Annotated in this window: 14 protein-coding genes and 2 tRNA genes; all 16 read left to right on the forward strand. The window is 68.5% G+C overall.

Annotation, left to right across the window (positions count from 1 at the left end; translation table 11 throughout):
* Window positions 1-102 precede the first annotated feature (102 nt).
* The 16 genes from HYV14_09005 to HYV14_09080 all read left to right on the forward strand — a co-directional run bounded on the left by HYV14_09005 (window position 103) and on the right by HYV14_09080 (window position 18182).
* A complete protein-coding gene (locus HYV14_09005) occupies window positions 103-1236 on the forward strand; it encodes a saccharopine dehydrogenase NADP-binding domain-containing protein (GenBank protein ID MBI2386137.1) in 1134 nt (377 codons plus the stop codon).
* A 7-nt stretch (window positions 1237-1243) separates the two neighbouring features.
* A complete protein-coding gene (locus tag HYV14_09010) occupies window positions 1244-2395 on the forward strand; it encodes a saccharopine dehydrogenase NADP-binding domain-containing protein (protein ID MBI2386138.1) in 1152 nt (383 codons plus the stop codon).
* Window positions 2311-3204 (forward strand): VacJ family lipoprotein, encoded by an 894-nt coding sequence (locus tag HYV14_09015; GenBank protein ID MBI2386139.1) that lies wholly within the window; start codon window positions 2311-2313, stop codon window positions 3202-3204. The genes HYV14_09010 and HYV14_09015 overlap by 85 nt, the downstream gene beginning before the upstream one ends.
* Entirely contained in the window at window positions 3188-5602 is a 2415-nt protein-coding gene (locus tag HYV14_09020) for an MMPL family transporter (protein ID MBI2386140.1), read from the forward strand. Before HYV14_09015 ends, HYV14_09020 begins: the two co-directional genes overlap by 17 nt.
* Window positions 5603-5816: 214 nt before the next feature.
* Window positions 5817-5887, forward strand: a tRNA-Gly gene (locus HYV14_09025).
* A 301-nt stretch (window positions 5888-6188) separates the two neighbouring features.
* Window positions 6189-6800, forward strand: a complete 612-nt coding sequence (locus tag HYV14_09030; protein ID MBI2386141.1) for a type IV toxin-antitoxin system AbiEi family antitoxin domain-containing protein — start codon at window positions 6189-6191, stop codon at window positions 6798-6800.
* On the forward strand, window positions 6763-7488 hold the full coding sequence (locus HYV14_09035) for a nucleotidyl transferase AbiEii/AbiGii toxin family protein (protein MBI2386142.1): 726 nt from the start codon (window positions 6763-6765) through the stop codon (window positions 7486-7488). Before HYV14_09030 ends, HYV14_09035 begins: the two co-directional genes overlap by 38 nt.
* 219 nt (window positions 7489-7707) lie before the next feature.
* A tRNA-Gly gene (locus tag HYV14_09040) sits at window positions 7708-7778 on the forward strand.
* A gap of 165 nt (window positions 7779-7943) precedes the next feature.
* Complete coding sequence (locus HYV14_09045) at window positions 7944-9821, forward strand: OPT/YSL family transporter (GenBank protein MBI2386143.1); 1878 nt, start codon at window positions 7944-7946, stop codon at window positions 9819-9821.
* Window positions 9818-12010, forward strand: a complete 2193-nt coding sequence (locus tag HYV14_09050; protein MBI2386144.1) for a SpoIID/LytB domain-containing protein — start codon at window positions 9818-9820, stop codon at window positions 12008-12010. Before HYV14_09045 ends, HYV14_09050 begins: the two co-directional genes overlap by 4 nt.
* Before the next feature lie 38 nt (window positions 12011-12048).
* A complete protein-coding gene (locus tag HYV14_09055; GenBank protein MBI2386145.1) occupies window positions 12049-12705 on the forward strand; it encodes a hypothetical protein in 657 nt (218 codons plus the stop codon).
* Window positions 12702-13478, forward strand: coding sequence for a hypothetical protein (locus HYV14_09060; protein MBI2386146.1), 777 nt, complete (start codon window positions 12702-12704; stop codon window positions 13476-13478). Before HYV14_09055 ends, HYV14_09060 begins: the two co-directional genes overlap by 4 nt.
* A gap of 83 nt (window positions 13479-13561) precedes the next feature.
* Window positions 13562-14032: a ribose 5-phosphate isomerase B gene (gene rpiB / locus HYV14_09065; protein ID MBI2386147.1), complete on the forward strand. Its 471-nt coding sequence runs from the start codon at window positions 13562-13564 to the stop codon at window positions 14030-14032.
* Window positions 14029-16839 (forward strand): bifunctional transaldolase/phosoglucose isomerase, encoded by a 2811-nt coding sequence (locus tag HYV14_09070; GenBank protein MBI2386148.1) that lies wholly within the window; start codon window positions 14029-14031, stop codon window positions 16837-16839. The genes rpiB and HYV14_09070 overlap by 4 nt, the downstream gene beginning before the upstream one ends.
* Complete coding sequence (locus tag HYV14_09075) at window positions 16836-17384, forward strand: HAD hydrolase family protein (GenBank protein MBI2386149.1); 549 nt, start codon at window positions 16836-16838, stop codon at window positions 17382-17384. The genes HYV14_09070 and HYV14_09075 overlap by 4 nt, the downstream gene beginning before the upstream one ends.
* A gap of 48 nt (window positions 17385-17432) precedes the next feature.
* Window positions 17433-18182, forward strand: a complete 750-nt coding sequence (locus HYV14_09080) for a hypothetical protein (GenBank protein ID MBI2386150.1) — start codon at window positions 17433-17435, stop codon at window positions 18180-18182.
* Window positions 18183-18298: the final 116 nt, after the last annotated feature.

The following is an 18298-nucleotide window of genomic DNA, read 5'->3' on the forward strand; positions in this document are numbered from 1 at the left end:
GCGCGCGCCGTCGCGCGGCGGCGCGGCCCCGCGGGCCTGCGGCGCGCGGCGCTCAAGGCGGCGCGCGCGCGCGGAGCCCGGCGCTGAGTCCAGGCCGATGCGGTGAGGGAGGGAGCCATCGTCGTCCTGGGAGCCGGCACGATCGGCGCGCTCATCGTGCGGGACCTCCTGCGCACCTACGACGGGAAGGTCGACGTGATGTGCCGCGACCCCGGTAAGGCGAAAAAGGGTCTTCGCGGCCTTGGACGGTCGCGACGGGTGATGTTCCTCGCGGGGGACGTCACGCGTCCCGGCGAGCTGGGCCGGGCCCTCAAGGGAGCACGCGCGGCGATCAACGCGGTGCACCACGAGCACAACGAGGCGGTCATGCGCGCCTGCCTTTCGACCGGCGCGCACTACGCGGATCTGGGCGGCCTGTACCACTACACGCTGAAGCAGCTTGCATGGCACGGGCGCTTCCGGCGCGCGGGGCTGACCGCGGTCCTCGGCATCGGCGCCGCGCCGGGGATCACCAACGTGCTCGCGGCCTACGGCGCGTCGGAGCTCACCCGCGTGGAGGCCGTCGAGATCAGGATCGGCGCGATCGACCGCTCCACGTATCGCCGGGCGTCGTCCCTGCCCGGGTCCTATTCCCTGCAGACGCTCCTCGAGGAATGCTCCTGGCCGCCCGCCGTGTTCAAAAGGGGGAAAATGGTCTTCGTCGAGCCGTTCTCGGGCCGCGAGCCGTACCGCTTTCCCGCGCCGGTCGGCCGTCAAAAGCCGCAGTACACGATCCATTCCGAGCTCGCGACCTTGCCCCGGACGCTGCGAGCGCGGGAGGTCTTCTTCAAGATCGCCTTCGACGACGAGTTCGTGGACAAGATGCGGACGCTGCGCCAGGCCGGACTCCTCGATCCGGAGAATCTGCCCGCCACTCTCGCCATCCTCAAACGCCTTCCGCCCGCGATCCCCGCGGCCGTCGAGCAGCACGAGGTCATCCAGGTGCTGGTCCGGGGGCGGGCGGGCTCCCGGCCCCGCCGGGTGCGGCTGGAGGCCCGCGTGTCCGCGTCGGGAGAGACCGTCGACAAGGACACCGCCGCGCCGGCCTCGATCGTGGCGCAGCAGCTGGCGCGCGGCGAGATCGCGCGCCCGGGCGTGTTCCCTCCCGAATCGATCGTGAGGCCCGAGGCGTTCTTCGCCGAGCTGCGCCGCCGGGGGATATTCCTCTACAGGAACGGCCGCCGCCTCCCTCCGTAGGGATCCCATGAGATACGACTTCGTCGTCGTCGGCGCGACCGGCCAGCAGGGCCTCATCGCCTCGCGGGATCTTCTCGAGCGCGGGTACCGCGTGCTCATGTGCGGACGCCGCGCCGAGGGCCTGAGGGCGCTGCTCAAGAGACGCGGGGCCGGCTTCGCGCGCGTGGACCTGCGCGACGTCGCCGCCGCCGCGCGCGTCATCGGACGATCGGGGAGCCGGATCGCGCTCAACTGCGCGGAGCTCCGCTGGAACCTTCATATGATGAAGGCCTGCCTTCAGGCCCGCTCGCACTATCTGGACCTGGGGGGCCTGCACGAGATGACCGTCCGGCAGTACGCGCAGGACCGCCCGTGGCGCGCGAGGAAGCTTCTCGCGCTCCTGGGCTGCGGCTCCACCCCCGGCATCGCGAACGTGATGGCCGCCCGCGCGGCGGAGGACCTCGACGCCGTCGAGCACATCGACCTCGGCTTCGCCTGGGAGTCCAACGTGAAGACGTTCGTCCTGCCGTACTCGTTGGAGAGCATCGTCCACGAGCTCACCGTCCCCGCGGTCGTGCTCGAGCACGGGAGATTCAGGAAGATCCGCGGCTGCCCCCTGGAGGAGTCCGGGGATTTCCTCGGCGTGGGGCGGCAGGTGACCCGCTGCATCGTCCACTCCGAGGTGTACACGTTCCACAAATACTTCAAGGATAAGGGCCTGCGCAGCGTGCACTACAAAGCGGGATTCCCGGCGCACTCCTTCAAGGTCCTCGAGACGCTCATGCAGCTGGGCTTCACCTCCGGCGAGCAGGTCGTCCATCGGGGCGAGACGATGACCGCCCTCGAGTTCACCGGCCGCGTGCTGCGGCGGCTGCCCAGCCCCGCGCGCTACGCCGAGACCGAAAACCTCTGGGTCAAGGTCCGGGGAACCTCCGGCGGCGCGCCGAAGACCGTCGCGATGGATTGCCTCGTCAGGACCACGCCGGGCTGGAGCGAGGCCGGCTCGAATGTTGGCACGGGCCGCACGATCGCCGTGATGGCCCTCATGCTCCACCGCGGCCGGATCGACGCCGTCGGGGTCACGGCGCCCGAGGCGTGCGTGCCCGCGGCGCCGTTCTTCCGGGAGCTGGAGCAGAGGGGGATGCGTTTCTACAAGAACCGGAGGATGTTGAGCGTCTGAGGCCCGCGAAGATCCGCCGTCCGACCCGGGCCGCGGCCGCGCTGCTGCTCGCCGCCGCGCTCGCCTGCGGCTGCGCGTCCGGCAAGGACCGGGCCCGCGCCGACGGGGCGCCGCCGGCGGCGGCGTCGACGGCCTCCCCGGAGGAGAGGGGAGCCGACCGCCCCGGCGCCCCGCCGGTCGAGCCCGTCGTCGTCAGCAAGCCCCATTACCGCGATCCGCTGATCCGCGTGAACCGGGTGACATTCGCGTTCAACGACGTCCTCTACCGATACCTGCTGATCCCGCTGAGCAAGGGCTACATACGGCTGCTGCCCAAGCGGGCGCGCCGATGCGTCGCCGATTTCTTCCACAACCTGAAGACGCCGGTCTATGTCGCCAACGACATCCTCCAGCTCGAGCCGAAGCCCCTGGGCCGTCATCTGGCCCGCTTCGTCATCAATTCCACTTTGGGCCTGGGGGGGCTGTTCGATCCCGCGCAGGATGCCTTCGGCCTGGAACGGACGCGGACCGGCTTCGGAGAGACCCTCTCCCGGTACGGCGCCGGGTACGGCGTCTATCTGGTCCTGCCCGTGTTCGGGTCCTCGGACCTGCGCAACGGCGCGGCCCTGGCGGCGGATTACTTCCTGAACCCGATCCCCTATCTGACCGAGGATCCGGCGACGACCGCCGTCATGGCCTACGACAATTTCCAGGAGTACGCGCCGGGGGCGGGAAAATACGAGACCCTGCGGCGCGAGGCCGACGACCCCTACATCTTCTTCCGGAACCTCCATCTGCAGGGAGCGCAGCGCGATGCCGACCGCCGATAAGCTCGCGCGCTCCTTCGCGGGGCTGGCGGTCTCGCGGCCGCGGACCGTGCTGCTCGCCTTCCTCGCCGTCACCGCCGCGCTCGGCTGGCACGCCCGGCGCTTCAAGATCGACGCCGGAGCCGACACGCTCCTCACCAAGGACAACCGGCACTACGTCCAGACGAACGTCGTGGACCGGCGCTTCGACGCGCGGGAGTTCCTGCTGGTCGCCTACAAGCCGCGGGCCCGGCCCGTGCTGTCCGAAGCGACCTTCGCGGACCTTCGGGGGCTCAAGGCGAGGCTCCTGCGTCTCGAGCGCGTGGAATCCGTACGCAGCCTCCTCGACGTGCCCCTGCCGCCGCGGAGCGGCGCCCTCGCCGCCGGGTCGGACCTGAGCGATTGGACGATGGAGCGCCGGCGCTTCCGCCTCGAGGAGCTCGAGCAGCGGCTCCGCGGTCACCCCGTCTACGAAGACCTGCTGATCAACAAGGACCGCTCGGCGACCGCGCTGCAGGTCCTCTTCAAGAAAGACGCGGAGCTCGACGCCCTCGACGGCCGCATCACCGGCCTGGAGCTGCGCTCCCTGACGCTAGGGCTGACGCGAGGCGAGCGCAAGGAGCTGGCCCGGCTCAAGCGGCGGGCCGAGCCTCTCGACGCGCGGCTCGACAAGATCCGGGCCGCCGAGCTCGAGAGCATCCGCGCCGTGATGGCCGACTACGAAGACGACGCGGACATCTACCTGGGCGGGATCCACGTGCTCGCGCAGCAGCTGATCCGGATCATCACCAACGACCTGCTCGTGTTCGGGGCCGCGATCGGGGCCATGATCTGCCTGGTCCTGTTCCTGCTGTTCCGCCGGCTACGCTGGGTGGTCATCCCGGCCGTCTGCTGCGTCTGCAGCGTGCTCTCCACCGTAGGACTTTTCGGGCTCCTCGGCCTCAAGGCCACGGTGATCTCCTCGAGCTTCATCGCGCTGCAGCTCATCCTGACTCTGGGCATCTCCATCCACCTCATCGTGCAGTACCGGGAATACGCGGAGAAGCGGCCGGACTGGGACCAGGCGCGGCTGGTCCGGGAGACGCTGTCGCGGAAAGCGGTCCCCTGCTTCTACGCCGGCTTCACCAACGTCGTCGGGTTCGCCTCCCTGCTCTTCAGCCGGCTCCAGCCCGTCATCGACTTCGGCTGGATGATGAGCATCGCGATGCTCTTCTCGATCGTGTCGAGCCTGATCCTGTTCCCGGCCCTGATGGCGATGTTCGCCAAGGAGCCTCCGCCGAAGCCGCCGACGTTCTCGCGCGGCCTGCTCGACCTCTCCGCGCGGCTGGCGCGGAGGCATTCCGCGCCGGTCGCCGTCTGCTGCGCGCTCGCGCTGGCCGCCGGCGCGGGCGGCCTCCTCCTCCTGGACGTCGAGAACAGCTTCATCGACTATTTCCGGGACACGACCCGGGTGCACGAGGAGCTCTCCTTCATCGACCGGGAGCTGGGCGGCACCACGCCGATGGATATCACCTACGACATCCCGGCCGAGGAGCGGAGGAAGGACCTGGTCCTGTCGGCCGCCAGCGTGCTGGCGATGCAGCGCATTCAAGAGGCCCTGCGGCGGCACGAGGCGGTCGGGAAGACGCTGTCCGTCGTGGACTTCGCGCGGCTCGCCAAGGAGATCAACGACGGCAAGCCCCTGACCGAGTACGAGCTGACGGCGGCGTACCTGACGATGGAGAAGGACCTCCGGTCCGACCTGCTGGGGGCGTTCTTCTCGCCCGAGGACTCCCAGCTGCGCCTCTCCATCCGGGTCAAGGACACGACGGCGGGCCTCGACCGGGCGCGGCTGCTCGCGGACGTCAGGTCCGACATCGAGAAGCTCGGCGTCCCGGCGGACCGGTACCGGCTGACCGGCCTGTTCGTCCTCTATCAGGACCTCCTGGACCGGCTGTTCGCGTCACAGATCCAGACGCTGGGCGTCTCGTTCGCGGTGCTGGCGCTGGCCATCTTCCTCATCTTCCGGTCGCTCAAGCTCGCGCTGATCTGCGTCGCGCCGAACGTCCTCTCGACGGTGATCGTCCTGGGGCTGATGGGCTGGCTGGGCATACCGCTCGATTTCATGACGATCATGATCGCCTCCATCGCCATGGGCATCACGGTCGACGACACGATCCACTACATCGACCGCTACCTGGAGGAATCGAGGGGGGGCTCCGGAGAGAAGTCGATCGAGCGTACCCATACCAGCGTCGGGTACGCCCTGCTGTACACGTCGCTCATCGTCATCCTGGGCTTCACGCTCCTGGGATTCTCCGATTTCATACCGAGCGTGCTGTTCGGCCTGCTGACCGCGCTCGCCATGGCCCTGGCGGTCCTCTTCGACCTCACCTTGCTGCCCGCCTTGCTCAACAGGTTCGTCAAGAGCGGCGCCGGATGAATCGGACATCCGGATGAGACGCCCCGCACATTGACCCTTCGGGGTTCATGCCTCATAATCTGAGTGGCCGCCGACGAAGGGCGTTTTTGCTGTTTCCGCCCTGAACCGTCTCTCGAAGCCGAACAGCGTCAGAGAGACCGCGCCGGCGGCTCTTGTCCCGGAGGCGGTGAGGCGCGCGGGGGAGATGTGATATACTTTTTTCGCCGCCGTTCTCGCGGGTGTAGTTCAATGGTAGAACGAGAGCTTCCCAAGCTGTCCGCAATGAGGCGATTTCATTCGCCCGCGCGTTTTTCCGTCGAGGAAATTCGGCTTCCCTACCTGCAGAGCTAGAGCTTCCTAAGCTCTATGGATGATTCGGTTCTCCCGCAACGCCGCTCCATTATTATCTCGCGGAAATAAGCATTCTTTCCCAAATGTCCCATGCCAGTCAGCGCCGATTTTCGCCTGCTTGTCGGCAAAAAGTCGACACATTTCTCGACAGGCATCCCGGTCAACAGAAGGCTCACGCGGTTGGCGAGACGACGGCTCATCTTGACAGCACGCTGTTCTCATGCTATTCTAGTTAAGTAGCAGTATTGCTACTTATATGAAATGGATTGAGATCGACAGGAAACTCGCGCGATCGGGTCTGCGCGCATTCACCGGGAGAGAATTCCTCAGCGTCACCGGTGCCACGCCCATCGCGGGCAAGTTCCTGCTGATTCGCTACACGAAGCGCGGCCTCCTGCAGCGCCTCAAGCGCGGGCTATACGCGGTCGCTAGCCGGCCACCCGCCAAATGGTCGCTGGCGAACCGGCTCTATCAGCCCTCCTACATATCCCTCGAATCGGCGCTATCCTACCACGGCGTCATCCCGGAAACGGTCTACTCAGTCACCTCGGTCACGACCAAGAGCACGCGCGAATTCGACGTGGCGGGAACCAGCTACAGCTTCCGCACGATCAAGCGATGCGCGTTCTCCGGATACCGTGCGATCGAAGTGGAGGGACAATCCGTGCTGCTCGCCGAGAAGCCCAAAGCTCTCGCCGACTACCTCTACTTCTCCTATTTGAAGAAAACACGGCTCAACAGCCGCTTGCGCCTGAAGGAGGTCGATCGCCGCGACCTCCTGCGATGCCTAGCGGATTTCAAGCACCCTGGGCTCATGGAGTGGTTCAAGAATGATCTCAAGATCGCAGATAACGGAACTCAGCGCTAGCTGGCAGACGCAGGAGCTGAACGTGGCGCGGGAGTACGTCCAGCACGTGCTCCTGTCCGTCCTGTTCCAGCTCAAGGGCCCCGAAGCCAAGCTCGCCTTCAAGGGGGGGACGGCTCTTCGTCTCCTGCACGCCAGTCCTCGGTTCTCCGAGGACCTCGACTTCACGGCTTGGGTCAAGCCGTTCCACATCGGAGAGTGGATCAAGGAAGCGGCCAAGCAGGCGGGCCTCGCGGGCTTGGACTTCAAGATGCTCGAGTCGAACGAGACCTCGGGCGGCTGGTTCGCGCTCATGGAGACTAAAATCCACGATTGGCCGGTGAGGATCGAATGGAACGTGTCCCTGCGCGCGGGCGGCAAGTCGGCGCCGCATGAGACGATGCTCGTGACGACGCCGCTGTGGCCGCCCTACTCGGTGACCGCGCTCGCGACCGACGAGATGGTCTACGAGAAGATCGAGGCCCTGCTCCGGCGCAAGGAGCCCCGCGACTTCTACGATCTCTACTACTTGATCAGGGGACGTTTTGGAATCAAGAGGATCGTTGCGGCCAAGAAAAATCTACTGAGGGAAGCCGCCGCTCTCAATGCGAGAGAGGTCGAGCGCGAGCTCAAAGAATTCCTGCCCCGCAGCCAGTGGGCCGTCATCAAGCAGTTGCGGCAGATCTTGACGCAGGAACTGGAGCGGCTCTGATCGGCCACGAAACTGCCCCTGGACCCGGCCGCGGCGCTGGTGCTATAATCGTTCACCGGTTCCGTTGCGCATCCCCATGAGCTTTCCGCGCCGCGATTCCGGGCCGATCTTTCAGCCGTTTTTTGGAAAACTCGACAGAAAAGTCGACAATAAATCCGCGAAAATCATTTTTTGGGAGCGCGGATTTCAGCGAATAGTCGTTGTAAAACAATCGTTTTCGCGGGTGTAGTTCAATGGTAGAACGAGAGCTTCCCAAGCTTTAGACGTGGGTTCGATTCCCATCACCCGCTCGCTTCGCTCATTCTTTTATAAACCTTCCAAAGCAAGTTCGATTCCCGCCCAAAACGACTGTTTCCGGAAACACTCATTCTCCCCGCGCGACGGAATCGAGAACGAATTATCGATTCGGTTTGATGTAAACTCTTCGCACCCGTCGGAACGGAGGACGCGAGAGAATGGCCATCACAGAGTTGACGCCGGAGCAGATCCACGACATGTCGCTGGCGGACAAGGATCGCTGGTGGCTGAAGAACGTTTATAAAGGGGACATGCCCCAGCTCAACCTCCGCTCGGGCCTGACCGGCATGCTGCTCGGCGGCGTGCTCAGCCTCACCAACCTCTACGTCGGCATCCGCACCGGCTGGACGCTCGGCGTCGGCATCACCTCGGTGATCCTGTCCTTCGCGATCTTCAAGGTGATCTCCAAGCTCAAGCTCGGAAACGAGATGACGGTGCTCGAGAACAACGCGATGCAGTCGATCGCCACCAGCGCCGGCTACATGACGGCGCCGCTGATCTCCTCGCTGGCGGCCTACATGGCGGTCACCGGCCGGATCATCCCCTGGCAGCACACGATGGTGTGGATCATCCTGCTCGGGATCCTCGGGGTGCTCTTCGCCTTCCCGCTCAAGAAGCGCTTCATCAACGACGAGCAGTTGCCCTTCCCCGAGGGCTACGCCGCCGGCATCGTCATGGACAACCTGCACACCGGCGAGGGCGAGGAGGGCCTGTTCAAGGCCAAGCTCCTGGGCTACGGCGCGGCCGTCTCGGCGACGATCGAGACGCTGTGCAACGAGCCCGTGATGGAGGCGCTCAAGCTGAAGTGGGCCGCCCTTCCCGCCCACTGGGACGACGTCGTCTACAAGTGGTTCACGCCGCGCATCATGGGCACGCCGCTCAAGGAGCTGACCGTCCAGTTCGACACGTCGATCGTCATGGTCGCGGCCGGCGGCCTGATGGGCACCAAGACCGCGGCGTCGCTGATGATCGGGGCCGTCGTCAACTACCTGATCCTCGCGCCGTACCTGATCAGCAAGGGCATCATCGCCGGCACCGGCTTCAAGAACATCACGATGTGGGCGCTGTGGGGCGGCGTGGCGCTGATGACGACCTCGTCGATCTACTCGTTCCTGTCGAAGCCGAAGGTCATCCTGCAGTCGTTCCAGGGCATGTTCGGCAAGAAGAAGGCCGGCGAAGAGGACGTCCTCAAGGACATCGAGCTGCCGATGTGGCTGTTCGCGGTCGGCATCCCGGTCGTGGGCCTGCTCACGGTCTGGATGGGCCACATCTTCTTCGGCATCCATTGGTGGCTGGGCCTGATCGCGATCCCGATGGTCTTCGTCTTCACCCTCATCGCCGTCAACGCCACGGGACTGACCTCGATCACGCCGACCGGGGCGCTGGGCAAGCTGACCCAGCTGACGTACAGCGTGCTGGCGCCCGGGAACATCCAGACGAACATCATGACCGCCGGCATCACGGGCGAGGTCGCCTCGAGCGCGGCCAACCTGCTGATGGACATCAAGCCCGGCTACATGCTGGGCGGCAAGCCGCGGCATCAGGCGCTGGGCCACACGCTCGGCATACTCGCCGGGGCGTTCGTGGCCGTGCCCGTGTTCTACGCCATCATGAACAACGACCTCACGGTGCTGATGTCCGACCGGCTGCCGATGCCGGGCGCGCAGATCTGGAAGGCCGTGGCCGAGGTGCTCACCAAGGGACTGAGCTTCCTGCATCCCTCGGCGCGCGCCGCGATCGGCGTCGGCGCCCTAATCGGCCTGGTCATCGAGGTCCTGAACCAGCGCAGCAAGGGGAAGTTCCCGGTGTCCGGCGTCGGCCTGGGCCTGGCCTTCGTGCTCAAGTTCAGCGACTCGCTGTCGATGGCGATGGGCGCGCTGATCTTCTGGGCGGCGGGGAGATACCTGACCGACAAGAAGTCGGCGGGCTACCGCGCGTTCGTCGACAACCAGGAGACGGTCTGCGCCGGCGCCATCGCCGGCGGCTCCATCATCGGCCTGGTCCTCATCCTCCTGGAGACCCTCGTCCTGAAGTGAGCGGAGCCATCTGGGCCGTCGCCTTATGCGCGGGGCTCGCGGCGGCCCAGGCGCCCGAGGACGCGCCGTTCGCGGCGCCGGCCGCCGCCGTCTCGTCGGCGCCGGCCGCGTCGATCTCCCCGGCTCCGGGCTACGCGATCTCGCCCGCGCCGGGCGCCGTCGTCCCGCCGCCGCTCAAGAACCCGCTCTCCGAGAAGGCGCGCTCGCTCTATTTCACGGCCGACACGCTGAAGTCGGCCGAGGCCTTCGAGGCCTCGGTGAAGGCCTCGTCCGCGGACTGGCGGGTGTGGGCCGACGGCGCGATCGCCTGGGCCGAGGCCGGGCGCCCCGATAAGGCGGCGGCCTGGCAGCGCCGCGCGGTCTCGATCCACGACCGGCCCGACACCCGGGCGGCGCTGGGCTGGGCGCTGCTGCGGGCGGCCCAGCCGGAGGCCGCCGACGCCGAGTTCGCCCGCGCGCTCGCCTCGGACCCGGTCTCCTCGCTCGCGCTGCTCGGCGCCGGGCGCGCGAAGCTGGCGCTGGGCAGGCCGCGCGAGGCGATCGCGCTGATGAGCAAGGCCTCGCCCGCCCATTCGCTCGCCGACTATTACCTCGGCATGGCGTACGAGAAGATCGGCGACGAGGAGTCCGCGGCCGAGGCCTTCAAGCGCGCCGTCGGGGCCGACAGCTACTTCTACGAGGGGCGCGCCGTCCTGTCGCGCAGCTACCTGAAGCTGCGCCGGTACAAGGACGCCTGGCGGCACCTCCAGAGGCTCGTCGAGGCCGACCCCGGCTCCAAGCTGGCGCGCGCCATGCTCGAGAAGGTCCGCCCGCTGCTCCCGCGCTCCGAGGGATCGCCGGCGCCGGCGCTCGGCCCCGCCCCCGCGCCGGAGGCGGCGCCGGTGCACGAGACCGAGCCCTGGGACGGCAAGGTGCCGGTGGTCCGCATCGGCGTCTCCTCGACCCAGATGGGGCGGCCGCGGCCGCGCCGCTCGGCGACCGTGCGCGGGAACGGCCCGTGGAAGGCCGTCGACCCGAAGACCGGCCGGGTCCTGCTCGCCGCCGAGGCGGGCGAGTCCTGGACCCTGCGGCTGATCCCGGCGAAGACGTCGAAGAAGAAGAAGGGCCGCTCGCGCCTGGAATTCCACTCCGCGGACGGGCGGGTCGCCGCCGTGCCGGGAGACGCCGCCCTGCTCAAGCCGCTGGAGCCCGCGACGTCCGCGCTGACCCTCGAGGACGACCCCGAGCACTCGCCGCGCGCGTTCCGGGGGGACCTCGAGCTGGCGCTGTTCGGCGGACGCCGGACCATCCGGGTCGTGAACATCATCGGCCTCGAGGACTACACCCACGGCGTGGTCTCCGCCGAGATGCCCCAGCGCGCGCCGTTCGAGGCCCTCAAGGCCCAGGCCGTCGTCGCCCGCACCCACGCCCTGTTCATCAAGACCGTCACCAGGCGCCACCGCAAGGAGGGCTACGACCTGTGCGACGAGCAGCATTGCCAGGTGTACGGCGGGCGCCGCGCCGAGACCGAGCGCACGCGCTCCGTCGTCGTCGACACGCGCGGCCGCGTCGCCGTCTACCAGGGGCGGCCCGCGCACGTGATCTACTCCTCGCATTGCGGCGGCCGCACGCAGAGCGGCAGAGACATCGGCTGGGGCGACGTGCCGTACTGGTCCAGCGTCGACGACTCGGCCGAGTATCAGGATCCGCCGGCGACGCCCCTCGAGCTGCGCCTCTTCCTGTCGGACTGGCCGAAAGGCTTCGACCGCCCGTCGGGCTACGTGCACCCGGCGCACGCGCGTTGGACCCGGGCGATCCCGGCGAAGGCCCTCGAGGAGAAGCTGAACCGGAAGTTCAAGATCGGGAAGCTGAAGGGTCTGCGCGTGCTCCGGCGCGTCCGCTCGGGACACGTCGAGAGCCTCTTGATCGTCGGCTCGAAGAGGAACAAGAGGCTCAGCGACGAGATGGACATCCGCAGCCTGCTCGGCGTCGGCTCCCTGCGCAGCACCCTGTTCGTGCTGGACACGGAGTACCGGAAGGAGGGAAAGATCCTGACGCCCGAGACCTTCGTCTTCCGAGGCGGCGGCTGGGGCCACGCGGTCGGCCTGTGCCAATCCGGCGCGATGGGACGGGCCGAGGCGGGCCAGAGCTACGAGACGATCGTCAGGGCCTACTTCCGGGGCGTCGAGATCGGGAACCTCGACTATTAGACCGAACTTGTTTCCTTAACATAGAAGGGCTATCCTCCATGACGATGCGCCGCCTGCTGCTCGCCTTCGCCGTTCTGGCCTCCGCCGCCTGCCGCGGCACGGTGCCGGAGCGCAACGCCCCGCCCGAGCAGGCGATCTCCGCGATCCTCGTCGGCTGCAGGACCATCCTCCCGTCCGGGGAGACGCGCAACGGGCGGATCACGGTCAACTTCGAGAGCGAGGGCGGCCGCCAAGCCGAGGTGTACCGCCTGCCGCTCACCAGCGGGGAGAACTATCTCTTCCTGATCGAACCCGGGATCTACCGCATCGCGCCGACGCGCTCGATGTTCGGGTTCTACAAGCCCGTCATGACCGTCGTCATCGAGGGGCGCTCGTACATGCTCCCCTTCCCGCGCGACCTCCTGCGCCAGCACGCGTACGAGATCAAGCCCGGCAAGATCACCTCGATGGGCACGCTCGAGGCAAAGGTGCTGCCGGCCCTGCCCGGGCAGAAGCCGACGGTCCGCGTGCGCCTCGACGACAGCCCTCAGGCCCGCCGCAACGTCGTGCAGAGCGCGATCCGCGACATGATGGACCCGCGCAAATCGCTCGAGGTGCGCGAGAGCGCCCTCGCCTGGAGCCGCGCGCTCCAGATCAGCTTGATGGACCTGCTCGCCGAGGAAGAGCAGCGCCCGCTCTACAAGCCGGCGCAATGACCGCGCGCCTCGGCGTCGACCTCGGCGCGACCTGGCTGAGGGCCTGCCTCGCCGACGGAGGCCGCGCGCTCTGGACCGAGAGGACGCACGCCACCGCCTGGCGCGACGCGCCCGCCGCGCTGCGGCGGATATTGAAGCGCCGCGGCGTTCGCCGCGTCGACGAGCTCACCCTCGGCGGGACCCGCCTCGGCGGCAAGGAAGGCCAGGCCGCGCTGACGCGGCTGCTCGAGCCTCTCGCGGAGCGCGTCCGGGTGGTGCCCGATTTCGACATCGCCCATGCGGCGGCTTTCGCCGCCGGCCCCGGGGTCCTGCTCGTCGCGAGCACGGGCTCGATCGCCTTCGCGCGCGGCGCGGACGGGAAGTCCCGCCGGGCGGGGGGGCTCGGACCGCTCATGGGCGACGAGGGCTCCGGCTTCTGGCTCGGGAAGACGGCCTCGCGCGACGAGGCGCTCCGGCGGGAGCTCCGCCTGCCCGCTCCGCTCGATCTCGCGCACGCCGCGGACCCCGTGCGCGCGACCGCCGCGCTCGCGCCCAAGGTCCTGCGCGCCCGCTCCGCCCGCGCCCGCCGCCTGCGCGAGGACGCCGCCGGCCATCTCGCGGCGCTCGCCGCCGACGCGGTGAACGGGCTCGTCCTGCCCCGCCCGATCCCGCTCGCGCTCCACGGCAGCCTGTTCAAGAACGAGGCCCTGCGCAAGGCCGTGCTCCGCCGCCTCGGCCGCGTCGTCCTCGTCGCGCCCCGCGTCCCCGCCGAGCAAGCCGCCGCCGGCCTTTAAGAGAACGGCAAAACCACAAAGGCACAAAGACACCAGGATTCCTCGTGTCTTTGTGGTTCATTCGTTTTTTATAGAATAAACGGATGAACATCGCCCTCGGCTGCGACCACGCCGGCTACCCTCTCAAGAAGCTCCTCCACGCCTGGCTCGAGAAGAAGGGCCACCAGGTCCTGAACCTCGGCGTCGACACCGACGCCGTCCCGGCCGACTACCCCGACTACGCGCGCGCCGTCTCCGAGGCCGTCGCGGCGGGCAAGGCCGAGCGCGGCGTCATCGTGTGCGGCTCCGGAGTCGGCGCCACGATCGCGGCGAACAAGGTTCCCGGGGTGCGCAGCTGCATGTGCCACGACACCTTCTCCGCGCGGCAGGGCGTCGAGGACGACGACATGAACGTGCTCTGCCTCGGGGGGCGCATCATCGGCCAGGAGCTCGCCTACGAGGTGCTGGGCGCCTTCCTGAACGCGAGGTTCTCCGGGCTCGACCGCCATCAGCGCCGCAAGGACAAAGTCACCGCCATCGAGCGGACATATTCAAAAATGGGAGCCGACAAATGACCCACAAAAACCCTCTCCGCGATCTGCACCGCTTCGGCGTGTCCGTCTGGTACGACTACGTGTCCCGCTCGCTCATCTCCTCCGGCGAGCTCAAGCGCCTCATCGAGGAGGACGGCGTGCGCGGCGTCACCTCGAACCCGACCATCTTCGAGAAGGCGATCGGCGGCTCGTCGGACTACGACGACGCCATCCGCGCCCACGCCAAGCCCGGCGAGACCCCGACCGGGCTGTTCGAGAAGCTCGCCGTCGCCGACATCCAGGCGGCCTGCGACCTGTTCCGCCCGCTGTACGAGGAGACCAAGGCCGGCGACGGCTTCGTGAGCCTCGAGGTCGCGCCTTCGCTCGCCCGCGACGCCGCCGGGACCGTCTCCGAAGGCCTCCGCCTCTGGGCCGCCGTCAACCGCCCCAACCTGATGGTCAAGGTGCCCGGGACGGTCGAGGGCCTCCAGGCGTTCGAGGACCTGACCGCCGAGGGCGTCTCGATCAACGTCACGCTCCTGTTCTCGCTCGAGCGCTACGCCGCCGTCGCCGAGGCCTACCTCAAGGGCCTCGAGCGCCGCGCCGCCGCCGGCAAGGACCTGTCGAAGGTCGCCTCCGTCGCGAGCTTCTTCGTCAGCCGCGTGGACAGCGCCATCGACGCGATACTTGAAAAACGACCGGAACCCGAGGCGAAGGCGCTGCTCGGGAAGGCCGCGATAGCGAACGCGAAGCTCGCCTATCAGCACGGCAAGAAGGTCTTTTCCTCCGCGAGGTTCAACGCGCTCAAGGCCAAGGGAGCCCTGCCCCAACGCCTGCTGTGGGCGTCCACCGGCACCAAGAACCCCGTCTACCGCGATACATTGTACGTCGAGGAGCTCATCGGGCCCGACACGGTGAACACGATGCCGCCCGCGACCGTCGACGCGTACCGCGCTCACGGCGCCGGACGCTTCAGCATCGAGGAGAACACCATCCAGGCCGGCGAGCAGTGGAACGCCCTGCCCCGCTTCGGCGTGGACCGAGAAGCGGTCATGGTGAAGCTCGAGGAGGAAGGCCTCGCGTCCTTCTCGAAATCCTTCGAGACCTTGATGGGCAAGCTGACGGCCAAGCGCGCGCTGCTCGAGGCGGAGTTCGCCGCCGTCGACGCGGGCCTGGCCGAGCTCGAGGCCGCGCGCTTCTCCGAGCGCCTGTGGGCCAAGGACCCGACGCTCTGGAAGGACGACAAGGAGCATCAGAAGCTGATCCGCCACTCGCTGGGCTGGCTCGACGCGCCGATCGTCTCCGGCGCGGCGCTGTCTCCCGCCAAGGCGCTGGCCGAAGGCGCCGCGGCCGAGGGCTTCCGCCAGGCCGTCGTGCTCGGCATGGGCGGCTCGAGCCTGTGCGTGGAGGTGCTGCGCGCCGTGTTCGGCTCCGCCCCGGGCCGCCTCGAGCTGCTGACCCTCGACTCGACGCACCCCGACGCCGTCGCCGCCCTCGAAAAGCGCCTCGACCTCGACAAGACCCTGTTCATCGTCGCGAGCAAGTCCGGCGGCACCGTCGAGCCGAACGCCTTCTTCGACTACTTCTGGGACCTGTGCGCGCGCCGCCCCGGCGCCAAGCCCGGCCGGCAGTTCGTCGCGATCACCGACACCGGGACCTCGCTCGACAAGATGTCGCGCGAGCGCGGCTTCCGCAAGACCTTCCTGAACCCGTCCGACGTCGGCGGCCGCTTCTCGGCGCTGACCTTGTTCGGGCTGGTGCCGGCCGCCCTGGCCGGGATCGACGCGGGGGAGCTGCTCTCCCGCGCGCGCCAGGCCGCCGGGACGTTCTCGCCTCAGACGCCGACGCGGGCCAACGCCGCCCTGCGCCTCGGCGCGTTCATCGGCCGGCACGCGCAGGACGGCCGCGACAAGCTGACCCTCGTCCTGCCCCCGTCGCTCGAATCCCTCGGCCTCTGGATCGAGCAGCTCGTGGCGGAGTCGACCGGCAAGGAAGGGCGCGGCGTCCTCCCGGTGGCCGGCGAGCCCCTGGGCGCGCCCGCGGCCTACGGCCGCGACCGCGCCTTCGTGCGCCTGGCGCTGAAGGACCGGCCCGAGCCCGCCGTCGACGCGAAGCTGGCGGCGCTCGAGCAGGCCGGGCATCCGATCATGCGGCTCGAGATGAACGACAGCCTCGACCTCGGCGCGCAATTCCTCCTGTGGGAGGTCGCCACCGCGGCCGCGGGCTTCCTGCTCAAGGTGAACCCGTTCGACCAGCCCGACGTGCAGGCGGCGAAGGACAAGGCCAGGGAGGTCCTCAACGGTCTCAACGACGCCGTTCCCGAGAAAGCGAGCCTGCGGGCGGGCGGCCTGGCCGCCTTCGCGGACGCCGGCCTCGTCTCGGCGCTGAAGGCCGACGCGGGCCAGGACCGGCCCCTGCGGGAGGTCCTCGGCGCGCACCTGTCGCGCGTCAAGGCCGGGGATTACGTGGCGGTGCTGGCGTTCCTCGCCGAGACCGACGAGAGCCGGCGCCTGATCGAGGAGATCCGGCTGCGCGCGAGCGCGCGCGCGACCGCGCCCGTCACCGTTTCCTGGGGCCCCCGCTATCTGCACTCGACGGGACAGCTCCACAAGGGCGGCCCCGCCAAGGGCGTCTTCCTGGTCCTCGGAGACGCCGGGAAGGGGACCTTGGCCGTCCCGGGCAAGCCCTTCTCGTTCGGCGAGCTGTGCCGCGCCCAGGCGAAGGGCGACGCCGCCGCGATGCTGTCGGCGGGAAGGCGCCTGCTGCGCCTCGACCTCGGGACCAACGCGACCGAGGGGCTGCGCGCCCTGTCGAACGCCCTGTCCGACGCCGCGGCGGCCGCGCGGTGAGCAAGCTCTCTCCCAAGGCCCTGCGGGCGCGGACCGCGCGGGCCCGCATCGTGCTGACCGACGTCGACGGCGTGCTGACGGGAGGGACGATCTACCATTTCGTCGACACCGCCGGAGAGCTCGTCGAGTTCAAGGGCATCCACGCCCAGGACTCGATCGCGATGGCGTGGCTGACGGAATCGGGGCTGATCACGGGCGTGATCAGCGGCCGGGTGTCGAAAGGCACCGACGCGCGCCTGCGCCTGCTCAAGGTGAAGCACATCTACCAGCACCGGCTCGACAAGGCGGCCGTCCTCGCCGAGATCATGGCCGCCGAGAAGCTGACCAAGGACCAGGTGGTCTACGTCGGAGACGACATCCCCGACCTCGCCGTCATGTCCCGCGTCGGCCTCGCGGTCGCGCCGGCCAACGCCCGCCCCGAGGTGAAGGCCGCCGCGCACTTCGTCACCAAGGCGAGCGGCGGAGACGGCGCGTTCCGGGAGCTCGTGGAGATCATCCTCCGCAGCCAGGGGCTCTGGGACGCCATCATCGAGCGCTACCGTTAATGCGTTGACGCGGGCTTCGAACCACGCTAGAATCGGAGCGGACACTCCATGATCGATCTCTTCGGCCTCGGCAAAAACAAGGACCCCCAGGACGAGCCCGCGCCCGCGCCCGCGCCCCAAACCCCGGAGTCCGCGCCCGCGCCGCGCGGCTCCCACAAGCTCTGGGCCTTCCTGCTCGTCCTCGACTCGGTGTTCGTGATCGTGTTCGCCGGCGCCGTCGCCGCGAAGGTGTACCAGTACTGGCAAGCGCCCGTCGCCGCCCCGGTCCCGGCCCCGCGCAAGCGTCCCGTCAAGGCCGCCGAGGCGCCGGTCGCCTCGACGGCTCCCGCGCCCGCGCCGGAGCCCGTCAAGGCCCCCGAGCCGGCGAAGCCCGCGCCCGTCGCCGCGGCCAAGCCGTCCGCGGACGCTCCGCGCCCGCCGAAGCCCTCGATGCTCGCCGAGGCGCCGAAGCACCGCGAGACCCCGAAGCCCGCCGACGCGGGCGGGAAGTCCCCCGCTCCCAAGCCCGCGGCCGCCTCCGCGGCGCCGGCTCCGGCCGCCGCGGACGGCAAGGTCAAGGCGCTGCGCACCGAGTTCAAGATCCTCGCGCCGAAAGCGAAGAGCGTCGAACTCGTCGGCGCCTTCATCGTCCGGGGGGGACGCAAGGACATGAGCCGCGAAGGCGACGGCACGTGGACCGTCACGCTGTACCTGAACCCCGGCACCTACCGCTATTTCTTCTCGGTGGACAAGAAGAAACAGCTGGACCCCGAGAACCCGCACTCGGACAAAGGCGCATCCCTCCTGACCATACCTTAATAGGCCGGCTGCCCTGCCTTGTGACTTTAGTTGCGATCGGGTAAAGGCTTCTGTATTGATTTCGTAACAGGCCATGGTTACACTCTGACCAACGCGGGCCGCGGTCACACGCGGCT

Source organism: Elusimicrobiota bacterium, from assembly GCA_016182905.1.
Lineage (GTDB): Bacteria > Elusimicrobiota > Elusimicrobia > UBA1565 > UBA9628 > GWA2-66-18.

Bases quoted from the DNA above. Each gene is read 5' to 3' on its own strand.
- HYV14_09010 (MBI2386138.1), top strand. From the start codon at position 1,244: ATGAGATACGACTTCGTCGTCGTCGGCGCGACCGGCCAGCAGGGCCTC.
- HYV14_09020 (MBI2386140.1), top strand. From the start codon at position 3,188: ATGCCGACCGCCGATAAGCTCGCGCGCTCCTTCGCGGGGCTGGCGGTC.
- HYV14_09030 (MBI2386141.1), top strand. From the start codon at position 6,189: ATGAAATGGATTGAGATCGACAGGAAACTCGCGCGATCGGGTCTGCGC.
- HYV14_09035 (MBI2386142.1), top strand. From the start codon at position 6,763: ATGATCTCAAGATCGCAGATAACGGAACTCAGCGCTAGCTGGCAGACG.
- HYV14_09045 (MBI2386143.1), top strand. From the start codon at position 7,944: ATGGCCATCACAGAGTTGACGCCGGAGCAGATCCACGACATGTCGCTG.
- HYV14_09055 (MBI2386145.1), top strand. From the start codon at position 12,049: ATGACGATGCGCCGCCTGCTGCTCGCCTTCGCCGTTCTGGCCTCCGCC.
- HYV14_09060 (MBI2386146.1), top strand. From the start codon at position 12,702: ATGACCGCGCGCCTCGGCGTCGACCTCGGCGCGACCTGGCTGAGGGCC.
- rpiB (MBI2386147.1), top strand. From the start codon at position 13,562: ATGAACATCGCCCTCGGCTGCGACCACGCCGGCTACCCTCTCAAGAAG.
- HYV14_09070 (MBI2386148.1), top strand. From the start codon at position 14,029: ATGACCCACAAAAACCCTCTCCGCGATCTGCACCGCTTCGGCGTGTCC.
- HYV14_09080 (MBI2386150.1), top strand. From the start codon at position 17,433: ATGATCGATCTCTTCGGCCTCGGCAAAAACAAGGACCCCCAGGACGAG.